14 protein-coding genes are annotated in these 14,794 nt (G+C 40.4%); 8 read left to right on the top strand and 6 right to left on the bottom strand.

Annotated elements, in window-relative coordinates; genetic code table 11:
* Positions 1 to 296: 296 nt before the first annotated feature.
* Positions 297 to 2,375 carry an NAD-dependent DNA ligase LigA gene (gene ligA, locus WAE64_RS11025; protein WP_340236429.1) on the top strand — a complete coding sequence of 693 codons (2,079 nt, stop codon included), beginning with the start codon at positions 297 to 299 and terminating at the stop codon, positions 2,373 to 2,375.
* Here the strand turns inward: ligA and WAE64_RS11020 are convergent.
* The 4 genes from WAE64_RS11020 to WAE64_RS11005 form a co-directional block, all read right to left on the bottom strand.
* On the bottom strand, positions 2,372 to 3,310 hold the full coding sequence (locus WAE64_RS11020; RefSeq protein WP_340236428.1) for an arginase family protein: 939 nt from the start codon (positions 3,308 to 3,310) through the stop codon (positions 2,372 to 2,374). The genes ligA and WAE64_RS11020 overlap by 4 nt on opposite strands.
* An 8-nt stretch (positions 3,311 to 3,318) precedes the next feature.
* Positions 3,319 to 4,272 (bottom strand): nitrilase family protein, encoded by a 954-nt coding sequence (locus tag WAE64_RS11015; protein WP_340236427.1) that lies wholly within the window; start codon positions 4,270 to 4,272, stop codon positions 3,319 to 3,321.
* 8 nt (positions 4,273 to 4,280) lie between these two features.
* Entirely contained in the window at positions 4,281 to 5,150 is an 870-nt protein-coding gene (locus tag WAE64_RS11010) for a pirin family protein (RefSeq protein WP_340236426.1), read from the bottom strand.
* Between the two features lie 157 nt (positions 5,151 to 5,307).
* Complete coding sequence (locus tag WAE64_RS11005; RefSeq protein ID WP_340236425.1) at positions 5,308 to 7,221, bottom strand: M1 family metallopeptidase; 1,914 nt, start codon at positions 7,219 to 7,221, stop codon at positions 5,308 to 5,310.
* 131 nt (positions 7,222 to 7,352) lie between these two features.
* Between WAE64_RS11005 and WAE64_RS11000 the strand changes: the two genes are divergently transcribed.
* The 3 genes from WAE64_RS11000 (at position 7,353) to WAE64_RS10990 (ending at position 9,602) form a co-directional block, all read left to right on the top strand.
* A complete protein-coding gene (locus tag WAE64_RS11000) occupies positions 7,353 to 7,988 on the top strand; it encodes a polysaccharide deacetylase family protein (RefSeq protein WP_340236424.1) in 636 nt (211 codons plus the stop codon).
* Positions 7,989 to 8,056: 68 nt separating this feature from the next.
* The gene (locus tag WAE64_RS10995) at positions 8,057 to 8,596 is read left to right on the top strand and encodes a hypothetical protein (protein ID WP_340236423.1); all 540 of its coding nucleotides are present in this window, start codon (positions 8,057 to 8,059) and stop codon (positions 8,594 to 8,596) included.
* Between the two features lie 4 nt (positions 8,597 to 8,600).
* On the top strand, positions 8,601 to 9,602 hold the full coding sequence (locus WAE64_RS10990; protein ID WP_340236422.1) for a glycosyltransferase: 1,002 nt from the start codon (positions 8,601 to 8,603) through the stop codon (positions 9,600 to 9,602).
* A 39-nt stretch (positions 9,603 to 9,641) separates the two neighbouring features.
* Here WAE64_RS10990 and corA read toward each other — a convergent pair whose 3' ends face one another.
* Positions 9,642 to 10,724 (bottom strand): magnesium/cobalt transporter CorA, encoded by a 1,083-nt coding sequence (gene corA, locus WAE64_RS10985; RefSeq protein ID WP_340236421.1) that lies wholly within the window; start codon positions 10,722 to 10,724, stop codon positions 9,642 to 9,644.
* Positions 10,725 to 10,736: 12 nt separating this feature from the next.
* Entirely contained in the window at positions 10,737 to 12,158 is a 1,422-nt protein-coding gene (locus WAE64_RS10980) for an ATP-dependent DNA helicase (protein WP_340236420.1), read from the bottom strand.
* Positions 12,159 to 12,278: 120 nt separating this feature from the next.
* Here WAE64_RS10980 and WAE64_RS10975 point away from each other — a divergent pair, with 120 nt between their 5' ends.
* The 4 genes from WAE64_RS10975 to WAE64_RS10960 all read left to right on the top strand — a co-directional run bounded on the left by WAE64_RS10975 (position 12,279) and on the right by WAE64_RS10960 (position 14,758).
* On the top strand, positions 12,279 to 12,779 hold the full coding sequence (locus WAE64_RS10975; protein WP_340236419.1) for an NUDIX domain-containing protein: 501 nt from the start codon (positions 12,279 to 12,281) through the stop codon (positions 12,777 to 12,779).
* A gap of 75 nt (positions 12,780 to 12,854) precedes the next feature.
* Positions 12,855 to 13,733 carry a DUF3822 family protein gene (locus WAE64_RS10970; protein WP_340236418.1) on the top strand — a complete coding sequence of 293 codons (879 nt, stop codon included), beginning with the start codon at positions 12,855 to 12,857 and terminating at the stop codon, positions 13,731 to 13,733.
* A 35-nt stretch (positions 13,734 to 13,768) separates the two neighbouring features.
* Positions 13,769 to 14,224, top strand: coding sequence for a pantetheine-phosphate adenylyltransferase (gene coaD / locus WAE64_RS10965; protein WP_340236417.1), 456 nt, complete (start codon positions 13,769 to 13,771; stop codon positions 14,222 to 14,224).
* A 93-nt stretch (positions 14,225 to 14,317) separates the two neighbouring features.
* Positions 14,318 to 14,758 carry a hypothetical protein gene (locus WAE64_RS10960; RefSeq protein ID WP_340236416.1) on the top strand — a complete coding sequence of 147 codons (441 nt, stop codon included), beginning with the start codon at positions 14,318 to 14,320 and terminating at the stop codon, positions 14,756 to 14,758.
* Positions 14,759 to 14,794: the final 36 nt, after the last annotated feature.

The following is a 14,794-nucleotide window of genomic DNA, read 5'->3' as shown; positions in this document are numbered from 1 at the left end:
AAATTGTATTTTTCGTAGAGACGTATTGCAATACGTCTCAAAGGCATATCTAGTTTTTTGAACTAGATATACGAGATTTACCTTTTGTATTAGAATAATTCATCTAAATACATACTTAAAAAAACAGATTCTATGACAGGAGACGTATTGCAATACGTCTCTACGGGAATTATATCTTTTATTATTATTTAAAGAACGCTTGTTTGTTGAATTTTAATCGTTCGGTGAAAATAATTATTTCTCCTAAATTTGACCTTATAATATAAACTCATTTCTACCAAATACCCACATACAACATGAACCCGGCTGACAGAATTATTGAACTTACCGAAAAGCTAAATTACTACAACGAGCGTTATTATATAGATAATGTCTCGGAGATTTCAGACCAGGAATTTGATTTTCTGCTGAAAGAATTAGAAAGCCTAGAAATCGAGTATCCTGATTTAAAACAGCCTGATTCGCCTTCGCACAGAGTAGGCGGGGGTATCACTAAAAACTTTGCCAGCGTAGCGCACCGCTACCCGATGTTGTCGTTGGCTAATACTTATAGCGAGCAAGAACTGATTGATTTTGACGAACGTGTAAGAAAAGGATTGAATGGCGAAAGATACGAATATATATGCGAACAGAAGTTTGACGGTATTTCTTTATCGATGACTTTTGAAAACGGGATTTTTACTAGAGGCGTAACCCGTGGCGATGGCGTAAGAGGCGACGATATTACAACAAACATAAAAACATTGCGCACCCTACCTCTGAAAGTAACAGCCAAAGGGGGGATTTCGATACCACCTGTTTTTGAGGTGAGAGGCGAGGGTTTTCTGCCTTTTGCTTCGTTTGAGAAAATGAATAAAGAGGCCGAAGAAGCAGGCGAAGAAAGTTACGCTAACCCAAGAAATGCAGCTTCGGGTACTTTCAAACTACAAGATTCAAAAGAAGTGGCTCGCCGTGGCTTAGATGCCTATGTTTACCAGTTTCTGGCCGACCAAGAGATTTTTGCTACACACGAAGAAAGCCTGATTGCGTTGAAAAAACTGGGTTTTAATGTATCGCAAACCTATTGTAAGTGTGCCGACATAAACGAGGTAATGGCCTATATAAAAGAGTGGGAAGAGAAACGATACTCTTTGCCACTAGCTACCGATGGTATTGTGATAAAACTCAACTCGTTTGCGCAACGAGAAGAACTAGGCTACACAGCCAAAAGCCCACGCTGGGCAATAGCTTATAAATATAAGGCAGAATCAAAACCTGCAATTCTCCGAGGTGTTACGTATCAGGTAGGCCGCACGGGGGCTATTACCCCTGTTGCCGAGCTAGATAACGAAAAACTTAACCATAAAGGTATTCACCTATCAGGCACTACTGTTAAGCGTGCTTCTCTGCACAATGCCAACGAAATAGAAAGACTCGACCTCCGAATTGGCGACACAGTTTTTGTAGAAAAAGGCGGAGAGATTATTCCGAAAGTAACAGGGGTTGATTTGGGAAGACGGAATATGTTTGCTACCCAGAAAATTGAGTACCCGACCAATTGCCCTGAATGTGGTGCTGAATTATACAGAAAAGAAGGAGAAGCCAACCATTATTGCCCGAACGAAAAGGGTTGTCCGCCGCAGATACGTGGTAGAATAGAGCATTTTATCCACCGCAAGGCTATGAATATCGATAGCCTTGGTGAAGGTAAAATAGAACTGCTTTATGAGAAAGGGCTGGTAAAAGATGCCGCCGACCTCTACGACCTGAAATATGAACAGTTATTTGGCCTCGAAAAAGTAATTGAAGATACTGCCACAGGCAAAGTAAAAAGAATAGGTTTTAAAGAAAAAACGGTGCAAAATATACTTGATGGGATTGAGAAATCGAAACAAATGCCGTTTAAACAGGTACTTTTTGCCATTGGTATCCGCTATGTGGGGGCAACAGTAGCCGAAAAACTGGCGAGTTTCTTTAAGAATATTGATGCCATTAAAAACGCTAATTATGAAGAGCTAAGAAGTGCCCCCGAAATTGGTGACAAAATAGCTTTGAGTGTGCAAGAATATTTTCAGAATGAAGATAACCTGCAATTCATTGAGCGTCTTCGTGCTGCGGGTTTACAATTTACAGCGCAGAACGAGGTTAAGGAAATTGAAGGCGATACGCTTACAGGCAAGACTTTCTTATATACCGGAACATTCGAAAACTTTGAACGTGAAGCCCTGGAAACCAAAATTGAAGCCAATGGCGGCAAAGTGGTAAGCGGAGTTTCGGGCAAGCTCGATTTCCTGATTGTAGGAGATAAACCAGGCTCTTCTAAAATAGAAAAAGCCAAGAAATTAAACGTAAAAATGATTTCTGAAACTGAATTTATAGCTATGCTGGGCGCTTAAACCTGTTGAAACAAATCAACAAGCTCATCAACCAGCTTTTTTCCGATGCTTTTATCTGGGTCTAGGTCAGGGTCGTAGATGGTTATCTGAAAACCCACTACCAGCCCTGACTTGATAAAGGTTTTTAGCATGGTTTTAAGCTCTTTGTATGTTAAACCGTCTGCTTGCGGAGAATCTACGGCAGGCATTAAGTCGGTGCTTAATACATCGGCATCCACATGTAGCCATACGCCATCTACTTTGTTGTTTTTGAGTTTTGCAATAACCGCATTGGCTGTTTTTATTAGTCCTTTCTTACGTAAAACTGGTAAATCGGCACTAAAAATAGCTGTATTATAAAAATTACCGTTAAAGGTCTCATCATAGCAGCGATTAGCCAATTGTGCTGTATTTGTTTCATTTACATAAGGCTTTAAACTATCGATATTCGTAATGGCGTCGTCGCCAATGCCGGTTACAATAGCCAAATCCATACCTGCTGCGCCACCTGTTGACGAACTGATTTTAGCAATGGCATAATCGGTATGCCCATCAATATGAATTAACCCATAATTACCTGATTGCCTGAGTGCCAGCATACTTCCTATTAGTATGCTGCAATCGCCGCCAATCACAATCGGGAACTGTTTTTGGGCTACAATTTCTTTAATAACCTGAGCATATTGCTTGGTATAATCAATTAACTCGGGTAAGTTTCTGATACCCGTCTTATCATCTACTTTACCTGTATATTCGGGCGGAACAATGGTGTGAGATTGTTGTATATTGAGCCGACTTCTGAACGAAAACTCTTCAAAAATAGCAGGCATTTTGCGTACACCCGGCCCATCTATATCGGCATAAGGCATAGGTTTCAAGCCCAGATTAGAGGGCGCCGAAACGTACACAACTTCTTTGTTATGAATGTGCATTGTCTGTTTGCCTATATCGGTCATATTATTGCTCATTTATCTGTATCTAGCCAAACAACCTTTTGCTCGGGTGTATGTTCCTGCCCGATAATATCTCTGTAGAGGTCTGGTCTGCGGGCTTTTTTGTAGCGGTATCCGCCGGCCTGAGTCAGTTTTTCGGGGGTGAGTGTAGCTGTTACAAAATCGTCTCCTAAAGTGCGGCACTCGGCTATTACATCGCCAAAAGGGTCAACAATCATTGAGCAACCGTTTTTCAGTTGGTCGTCGTCCATGCCAATTGGGTTCGAGAAAATAGCATAAATACCATTATCATAAGCCCTTGCAGGTAACCATTTCATCAACCAGCCACGGCCTTTCATACCATCAAATTCCAGACGTAATGAGGTTGGGTCGGCCTCTCTGTTTTCCCAGAGTTTAGGGTCAACAAACCCAGCCCCCGGGCGTGTAGAAGGTGTACACATGGTTACGTGAGGCATAAAAATAATATCGGCACCAAGCAGGTTGGTAGCTCTTACGTTTTCAATTATGTTGTTATCATAACAAATCAGAATACCGCATTTCCAGCCGTGTATTTCAAATACGCAATATTCGTTGCCTGGTTTAAGATGCGGGTTGATAAAAGGGTGTAATTTGCGATACTTAGCCACCAAGCCGTTCTTATCTACACACACATAGGCTTTAAACAGATTTTCGTCTTTGTCTTTTTCAAAGAGTCCAGCTAATACTACTATGTCATGCTTTTGGGCAATGGCAATTAGTTGCTGAATACTCTCTCCGTCGGGGATTTCTTCGGCTACATCAAGCATTTGCGCTTTTGATAGCGGGCGGGCAAAAGTATAGCCCGTAATAGAGCATTCATGAAAGGCTATTACCTGTGAGCCTTCTTGTGCGGCTTTTCCGGCTAGGGTGTCAATAACCGATAAATTATAGGCTTTATCGCCGCTCTTGTTTTCAAACTGAGCGGTAGATACTTTGAGCTTGTTCATTAATAAAATCAGGATGGTAACGGTACAAAATCGGTTTCACCCGCAATCTTCGGAAAACCCTGCTCTTTCCATTTCATTTTGGCTTCTTCTATAATCTCCTTGCTGGTGGCTACGAAGTTCCAGTAAATGAAGCGTTCTTCTGGAAAAGGCTCTCCGCCAAAAATATATATGCTTGTGTTTTCTTTCATCGTAAACTCGCATAGTTCGTCTTGCTTGGCTACCAATATACGCTTGGGCTCGTAGCTGTTGCCATCGTTTTCTATGCTTCCCTCCAGAGTATAAATGGCTACTTCGCCAAATAATTCGGGGCCTATACAAATGTTAGTTTCAGCGGTGCTTTTAAGCTCCAATAGAAACAATTTGCTATAAACCGGCACAGGCGACTCATGCCCGAAGGCCGTACCTGCGATAAGTTTATAAGAAACACCGTCTTTTTCCCAGCTAGGTATTTCGTCTTCTGAGGCGTGGTAAAACGAAGGGTCTATGCCTTCTAACTCTTTTGGCATAGCTACCCATATCTGCAAACCATGCAGCATTTTATCTGATGTGCGCAGGTATTGGGGTGTTCGTTCTGAATGCACAATGCCTTTTCCGGCGGTCATCCAGTTTACTTGTCCGGGTTTTATTTCCATTTCTACGCCCAGACTATCACGATGCATGATGCTTCCCTCAAAAAGATAAGTAAGCGTTGAAAGCCCGATGTGTGGGTGCGGCGGAATATCGATATTCTGATACTCGCCCATGCAGGCAGGCCCCATGTGGTCGAGAAAGATAAATGGCCCAACCATTCGTTTACCTCTGAATGGTAGCAATCGCCCTACCATAAAATTCCCTATATCGTGTGGCCGTTCTTCTATAATTAAGCTGATGTTTGACATAATAATTGAGTGAATTAGTGATTGTCTTGAACTTTGATTTAACTGATTTATGTGATTAAATTGATTTTTGACTGATTCATTAAGTTTGATTATTAATTTTCAGATAAATCATTTAATCAGGTAAAACGGTACGCCGTCGCGGCAAAGTTCAAGACGTTTAAGCCAGCCCTGCCATCCATTGCATCATATTTTGTATCCAGAACATGATTTTCATGGTGTATTTTTTTAAAGCTAGCGTTGAGGGGTCAATGGCTTTACTATTGTTGTTAAAATTTAAATCTAAGAGAAGTTTGTTCTGTGGGTCGATTTTTACCGAGGCAATGGCCTTATCAAACCTGAATACCTTCGATTTATCTTCACCGTTCCAAGGTATTAATTCTTGTTTTCCATCGGCAAAATTTACTGAAATTTCGGTAGGTAGCACCATATCGCCTAAGCGTTGTACCGTAAACTCGCCTGATACTTTGTTACCTTTTTCAATATTAGTTATTGATTTAAGCGCATAGTCGAGCACAGGTGCTTTGTACACAACTTGCTCAAAATACCAGTTCATATCTTCGCCGAAACGGTTGTTTGTTCGCTTTGGTACTATTTCGTTTACTACGTCTATAAAATCACGAACACATGGGTGTTTGAAACGCCAGCGGATAAAATAGGTTTGCATTACTTCGTCCATCGTGCTTCGGCCTATCATGTTTTCAAGCGTCTTTAGCCATGTAGCTGTTTTGGTGTAGGTCATTACGCTATATGTACCTTTAGGATATTGCCATGCATTACGGTAAACCTGCGTAATACTCGGGTTTTTCATGGTTACATAGCTGATTCTTGAGGTTTCCATGTCGTTTATTGTAAAACCTAAGAAATCAATCTGTGAGCCCGGTGCATAGTTTTCGTCCATAATACGGCCTTCATAATATTGATTAAAGCCCTCGTCAAGAAAAGATTCTTCAAACTCATTGCTAGCCAGCATTCCCTGAAAATACTGATGCCCAAACTCGTGCACCGTTACAATTTCTGGAAATTTAAGGCCCCTGGGTAAGCCCCATGCTGTGCCACAGGTAATAAAAGTTGGGTACTCCATACCGCCAGAGCCTGCACCGTTTACAGGTGGGTCAATCAGACTTAAAACCGTGTGCGGATACTTGCCAAGGTGTTTCTCGAAATAATTAAGTGCCGTAATAGCCGAATTAAAATAGCGGTCAGTAGACCCTGTATGCTCGGGCTGCATTACAGCTTTTATCTTTACGTGCTTCCATTGGCGCTCGCTGATGATGAATCGGGGAGAGGCCGTCCATGCAAAATCGTGCACGTCGTCGGCCATGTAAGTAATAGTCTTGGTATTGTTAGTATGCAGCGATTCGCTCTGAAAAACGCCCGTTGCTGCAACCTTATAATCTTTGGGTACGGTCATGCTCACTTTGTAGGTGCCAAAGTCGGCATAAAACTCGGTGTTTGCATGAAACTGATGGCAGTTCCATTGTCCTTTTGTGGCATAGCGCATGCCGGCAGGCTCATAAACTCCGATTTTCGGAAACCATTGACCTACCAGAAAATAGTTATCGGCAAAACCCGTGCGGGCAAATATCTTTGGTAATTTGGCTTTATAATTAATATCCAGCGTAATGCTTTCGTTGGGGCGTAGTGGCTTGCTGAGTGCTACGCTGATAACGGTTTTGTCTTTATCGTTCAGGTCGTCGGGCTGTATAAACTTAATGCTTTTAGTTAAGTTTTCGCCATTGCGCACTTTCATCGACTCAATATCAATAGACCCCAGATTGTTTTTAACCGAGGCATCAACCACATCGCCACGTAGTTGTCCGCCCGACTCTTTCATAAACGTTGAGTTTTTGTCTCTGAAAGCATTGAGGTAGAGATGAAATTGTAATTCTGAAATATTATCGGTCGAAGTATTCTTCCATTCTAATATTTCCTGGCCTTTTAGCGTTTTTTTTTCGGCATCTAATACTACATTTATTGTATAATTCGCAATTCTGTTACTCAAAGGTTTGTTTTGAGCCTTTGCCTGTACAATAAGGCAACATAAAAGGCAGATACTCAGAAGTTTATTCATACAGTTTTTTGTTATGGAGCTCCGGATAATTGAAAGCAGTAGCGATAAATTGCGTATTTTATTGATTGCAATTTAAGTAAATTCGCTAGCTTTTAGAATAAATTTTCAGACTTTTGTAGAAAATAATAGCTATGATACTTCATAAAACAAACTTTCTGATGCGGGCTTTGTATCCTGATTTTATCTGGCGTAAAGGCAGGCAGGAAAAAAATATATACCTGACCTTTGACGACGGCCCGATTCCCGAAATAACAGAGTTTGTACTTCATACCCTTGCGCAATACAATGCCAAAGCTACATTTTTTTGCATAGGCGATAATATCAGAAAACATCCCGATATTTTTCAGAAAGTCATCAACGCCGGGCATAGCATTGGTAACCATACTTTTAATCATTTAAGGGGGTGGAAAACCGACAAGGAAACGTATCTGGCTAATGTAAAACAATGTGATGCCGAAATAGGCTCTAAAATAGGGCATAGTACGCAAAGAAAGAGGCTTTTTCGCCCACCACATGGGCGTATCAAACGTAGCCAAGCTAAGGTTTTGTTGCCCGAATATGATATTATTATGTGGGATGTGCTGACAGCCGATTACGATGCCGGTTTATCGCCCGATAGAGTTTTAGCTAAAGCTTTACAGTACACTGAAAACGGCTCTATCGTACTTTTTCATGATAGCATTAAGGCCAATAAAAATATGAGCTTTGCTTTACCGAGGTTTCTGGAATATTTTTCTGAAAGAGAATTTAGTTTTCAATCAATTTAGATGTTTTCTGCCTGCTTTGGGCATAAATTTATTGAAATATATCCATTAGCAATAATAAATAAATTACCATGAAAATAACCAAAGTGATATTAAGCGCATTGTTTGCAATCATAGCAATGGCATCGGCTTATAGCCAGACTAAATTTACAGAGCAAAAAGCGGGTCATCTATATTATGTTTCAGTGCCCGACTACATGACTAAGTCTGTAACATTAAATGATGCTGCTACGATGCAGTATATTAATTCTGCCAAAAATGCCTATCTTATCGTAATTGATGACTCCAAAGAAGAACTTGAAATGAAAGGAGTTAAATTTGCGTCTTTAAAAGATTTTCATGATGATAATATTAAATTGCTGAAAGCCGAAGAAAATTCACCTGTTGAATCGAAACCGACCGAATTTGTAGTAAATGGTAATAAATTTTATCAGTCAGAGCTCAACGTAAATTTTAAAGAAGCCGATAACCTTGAAGTTAAAATCACTTACCTGATTACTTACGTAGAAACCAAAGGCTATTATTACCAGATTTTGTGTTGGTCGTTGAGTTCTGAATATAAAAATCTCGTAGCCGACTTTAAGAAAATAGCTGCCAGTATCAAGGATTAACCCAATGAATGTACCGATAGTAAGCATATTGGTTGCTGCACGCAACGAAGAAAATAACATACCTGATTTATTACACTCGCTCAATTGCCTGAGTTACCCTAAAGAAAAAACACAGATACTTATCGGAAACGATGGCTCGACCGATAAAACTGCCGAACTTGTACAGGGGTTTATAGGGCAGTTGAGCGAGCAGCAAAAAAGTATGTTTGAGTTGGTTACTATCGAAAAAACGATTGACGGCCTGAAGGGTAAAGCCAATGTGCTGGCGCAACTGGCACACCATGCCAAAGGAGAATACTTTTTCTTTACCGATGCTGATGTTGAAGTACCCGTGCATTGGATTGAAAATATGCTTACTTTATTTGAGCCTGATAAAAAAGTTGGGGTGGCCGTTGGTATTACTTTAGTAAAAAACCGGAATTGGTTTGAGGCTTGCCAGGCCATAGAGTGGCTATTTGCCCTGAAAATTATGAAAACCATGACCGATTTCCGCCAGCCTTCTACGGGCATGGGTAACAATATGGCGGTTTCGGCAGAGGCCTATTGGAATATAGGTGGCTACGAAAACATTGGGTTTTCGATAGTAGAAGATTATGCTTTGTATAAAGCCATAATAGATAAAGGCTATGATTTTAAGCAGGGTTTCGATGCATCTTTGATGACAGTTACCAAGCCACCACCAAACTACTTTGAACAACGCAAAAGATGGGTAGCCGGTGGAATGTCAACAGGGTCGGTACTTATATATCCGGCATTGTTACAAGGTTTTGCCTTGCCAATTTTATTAATTGTCAGCTTCTTCTCATGGCAAGTGCCTTTAATTGTTATCGGGTTTAGTATGCTCTTGAATGCTGTGCTTGGTTATGGCATTTTTGCCCGTTTGGGTCAAGTACGTTTGTTTAAATATATCCCTGTCTACACGTTTTATATGTATGTGTTCTGGTTTTTGCAACTGATGAGTTACTTTCTGCCAACCAAACTTGTCTGGAAAGGCCGGCACTATTAAGCTCTTATGGGTAAGTGCTATACTAGTTGGTGCAAATAACTAAACGTATTTCTTCCATTTAAAATATACCCAGAGGGCTGCTGTTATCAGCACCATAATACCAAGCGTATAGAAATACCCATTTGGGTGGTGTAGCTCGGGCATATTATCGAAATTCATGCCGTAAATGCCTGCAATAAATGTAAGTGGCATAAATATAGCCGTGAAAACCGTGAGGGTTTTCATAACCGAGTTCATTTTATTGCTAAGGCTTGTGAGGTAAATATTCTGGATATTCTCAATCATTTCACGGTAAGTCTCGGCAGTGTCCAGCGTTTGCAAAATATGGTCGTAAACGTCTCGCAGGTAAACATTTGTTGTTGATTGCACCAGCGGAGAGTCTTCTCTGATAAGCGTGCCAAACATATCACGCAGGGGTAGCACGGCCTTGCGTACCAGCATCAATTCTCTTTTGAAATGATAAAGCAGATTCTGGTCGTTGGCTTCGGGTTTTTCAACAATTTTTATTTCGAGTTCTTCCAGTTTCTCACCTAGTTTTTCGAGCACTACAAAGTAATTATCAACAACTAAATCACAGCAGCAATAAAATAGGTAATCGGCTTTGCCTCGGCGGGTTTTGCCGATTGATGCCTTTAGCCGTTCAAAAATTGGTAAAAACACATCAGTCTGATGAATCTCTTGAAAACTGATTAAGAAGTTTTCGCCCAAAACCAAAGCCACATGTTCTGACTCAACCTGATTCAGTTCGGAGTTAAATTGCAACATTTTAAGAATCACAAAAAGGTGCTTTTCGCCAAAATGCTCTAGTTTGGGCTTTTGTGATGTGTTGAGCACATCTTCTAGCAAAAGCGGGTGAAGGCTATAATGTTTCCCAATGGCTTCTATTACGTTTACTTCATGAATACCGTCTACATCGAGCCATGCTACTTGGTTTTCTTTTACAGGCGGTCGGCAGTCGTTCAACGTCTTTATTACCTTTTCATGATAAAATTCATGGTTAAATTCTACCAGTTTAATAATGGTGCTTTCGGCTACCTCTTTGCCTACATAAACCAATGTCCCTGGCGAAGTAAAAGCCTTTTTATCAATATAATTTTTGAATTTTTTATGACGCTTTCCCATAACTATTGGCTTTTACTCAAAGAAATCTTTATTGAAATTAACCAAAAATACCTGTTTTACGCCACGCGTGATAGCCGTATAGAGCCATCTGATAAAATCATTGTCTACTTGTGCATCGGGCAGATAACCCTGGTCAACAAAAACAGCATCCCACTGCCCGCCCTGCGATTTATGGCAGGTAAGTGCATAGGCAAATTTCACTTGCAGGGCATTCAGATAGGGGTCTGCTTTAAGCAATTCCTGCCGTTCTTTCTTCGATTTTACCCAGAAATAATCTTTCATTACGCTTTCATACAAGGCCTTGTTTTCTTCGGGCGTGAGGGTAGGGGCGTTTGAATAAAGTGTATTCAGAATCAGCTTTGAATCAAACTCGGGTTCATCAGGATAATCGACTAAACGCAAGGTGGCATTCACAAACCTGAATCCGTGCATTTCTTCTTCTTTACGTAGCTTTACTACCTCTACAAAGTCGCCGTTGGCAATAAAACCCGCTTTTGAATCTTCACCCAAAACCGTGTAGTTGTTGCGTACAACCATCAGCATATCGCCGTTTTCTATTTCGCTTTCCGAATAGTTGATGCTATTACGGATATAGCGATTATATTGCACGGCAGTTTTATTCGAGCGAGTAATGATAGTGGTGTTTTCTTTGCCATATTTATCGTAGGCATATCTTATGCCGTCTTCGAGGCGGTCGCCACCCATTTTATAAAAATCAGGGAAACCATTCGTTACTAGTTTTACTGCCGGATTTTCAGTATCCAATAATTTCCGCAGTTCGGTAGCATTGCTCAGAATCCCCGATTGTTGTTCCTGACGCATTACTTCGGTAAGGCAATGCTCGGTTAAATCGGTATGATAGCGGTTTTTGAGATGCTCGGCATTCAGCGCAGGGCTTACGGCCATTTTAACAGGCGGTAGCTGTGCTTCGTCACCAATCAGCAATAGTTTGTTGGTATCCTGTTCAAATACATAATCCAGCAAATCGTGCAAAAGGCTGTTTGTGCCAAAATCTCGCTCGTCCGAAATCATCGAGGCTTCATCAACAATATATACTGTGCCTTCGCTATTGTTTTTCATTCTTTCAAAAACCAGCGCACCTGTATAAGTGTTTTCTACCTGCCTGTAAATCTTTTTATGAATCGTAAAAGCATTCTTTTTTGCATAGCCTGCCATTACCTTGGCGGCCCGTCCGGTAGGGGCCATCAGCACCGATTTATAGCCAAATTCTCTTAAAACTTTTATAAGTGTATTAATGAAAGTGGTTTTTCCGGTACCTGCATAGCCTTTCAGCAGAAATACATCTCTGAACTTCTCTTCGTCCAGAATAAATTCATCCATCAATTCAAACAGTTTGGCTTGGCCCGGAGTAGGCGTAAACGGAAATTTCTTCAGTAATCTTTCAGAAGGCTTTATATTGGGGTCGAGATTCATTGACAAAGGCACGTTATATTTTATGCAAAATAAATAGATGAAGTGGTGTAATGGTATTTTTCGGGCAATAAATTCGTAAACTGCCTCTGAGCTTGGTTCGCCTGTAATAATTTTTAAACAATGGCTTTGATTGACATAGGTTTCAATCTGTATCTTTGCAAAATTTTTCATCATACCAGCATGAGCGACGAGGCACAGGAAATTGCAAAAAAGCAATATGGTAACAAGATTCGGCTTAGAGCCTGTGGCATTTGTATAGAAAACCAGCAGGTGCTGATGATTTGCCATAAAGGTGTGATAAACGAAAAGGATGTATGGCTGCCACCCGGAGGTGGGGTAGAAGATGGCGAAAGTATTACCGATGCGCTGGTACGAGAGTTTTTAGAAGAAACGGGTTTTGAGATAAAAGTAGGGCGTTTTATGTTTAAACATGAGTTAATACATGCACCTATACACTCGGTAGAACTTTATTTTGAGGTAGAAATAGTAGCCGGAAAATTGATAGTAGGAAAAGACCCTGAAACAACTCAGGAAGCCCAATTGATAAAAGACGTGCGATGGATACCCTTGAAAAATAGGGATTATTTTACGGATGAAGTATATTTAGCGATAAATTCTTAGGAAATCGCCTGAATTTTAGTAAAATTGTCAAGGAAACAACAATTTGTGAAGGAACAACCAAATCCAACAATAAACTTGGAGGCCACAATTACGCATATTACACCAAGCTTTGAAATAAAAGACGACCGCTTCGACGTAAACCAGATAGCTGACAGCCATCTGATGATTGAAGTGGGGCATGACCGTTTTCGTTTTGCTATCTTTAGTTCTGTTCATAATGTAGTGATGTGGCTCGAAGACTACCACGTGTTTTCGTTGCTGAACCATAACCAGTTATTGAGTACAGTTAAACGTATATATCAGGGGCATCATTTTTTAGCAGCCAATTATTGGAAAACCATCAGGCTGACGGTTAATTCGAATCATTTTACGCTGATTCCCGATGAATACTATCAGGCCGACGAGGTAGTGAAGTATCTGAACTTTGCTGCCGGAAAAAACCTGACCGAATACGAACAGATTTTTGAGTTTAAGCAAAGCCACTTTGGTATTATCAATATTTTTAGTGTTGAAAAAGAACTGATAAACTGGCTGAAAGAAATGTATCCGGCCAAGAAAATAACCCCCGTACCGGTAATTAGTACGCTCATTGAAGGCATTGTGAAAGACCGAACAAATCATGGACTGCATCTATACTTTGAAGAAAACTATGTATCGCTGGTGTATTTTCAAGACGAAAAACTGCATTTCTGTAATCGTTTTCAGTACCGCACCGCCCCCGATATGGTGTATCATGTAATGTTTATCATGAACGAACTAGGGCTTGAAACCGATATGCCTGTTATATTCTATGGCGAGGTTACGTCTTTCTCGGAAGGGTACATACTATTAAGCAAAACCCTCAAAAACATTGAGTTCGCAAAGAACCCTACAAAAGTAAAACTCAGCCAATATTTTGAAGAGATTCCTGAGCATCGTTATTATACGCTGTTTAGCTCTTATTACTTATATTAGTACAACAATAAACCCAACCCCCTACGAGAACTTTTATGAAAAAAACTGCCTTCTTTCCCGGTTCGTTCGACCCCTTTACCAAAGGTCACGCCGATATTGTCAGACGTGGATTAAAACTTTTCGACGAGGTTATTATTGGTATAGGAACAAACAGCCAGAAAAAACGCTACTTTTCCCTTGAACTGATGACCCAGAAAATAAGAGAGGCTTTTCATGAGTCAGAGAACATCAGAATTATTTCTTACGACGACCTGACGGCCAACGTAGCGAAGGAATATGGCGCCAAGTTTTTGTTGAGAGGTTTAAGAAATACAACAGATTTTGAATACGAAAACACAATATCGCAGGTAAACAGGCACCTGATAGCCGAATTAGAGACTGTTTTTCTGATTACTTCGCCCGAATTAGCTCCTATAAGCTCAACAATTGTGAGAGAATTACATAAGTATGGCGCCAAGGTAAACGATTATTTGCCTTACGATTTGGAATAAAATGCCCACCCGATGCGTTTACTTCTAAGCTGAAAATGCTAATTTTGTAGATTCATTTTTTTAAATCAGGCGTGCTCGTGCGCTCTACTCACAATGAAAAAATTACTCTTTGTTATTACACTTGTTTCGTTTGTTTTTGCTTGTAAAGATAAAAACGAACCACAAGCAACCAATGCTTCGGCCAAGATTCTTACAGCAAATTACTGGAAACTCGACCGTTTTACCGACCCTAACGGTAAAATGCTAAGTAATAGCGATTTGAACTCGCAGGTGCAGGCAATTTTTAGCTTCGATTTTGAGTTCCGTGCCGATAACGTAACCCGTGGCATAGACCGTGTATCGAAACAGGTTGTAAATGCCGGCACCTGGTATCTGAAAGACGATAACAAGATACTTGATATTCAGATTATTGGTTTTGGTGGCGAGTTTAAGATAATTGAGTTATCAAATACCAAAATGATATTGCAAACCGAAAACAACAAAATGATTTCGGCATCGAGTACAGTCAATTTAGAGCTAGTTCCGTCGTTATAGAACTATTTCTTTTGTGTCAGCTATTTTTCTACAACA

The sequence above is a fragment of the Emticicia soli genome (genome assembly GCF_037860775.1).
GTDB classification, from domain to species: domain Bacteria; phylum Bacteroidota; class Bacteroidia; order Cytophagales; family Spirosomataceae; genus Emticicia; species Emticicia soli.
This window is presented reverse-complemented; position numbering and strand designations above follow the sequence as displayed.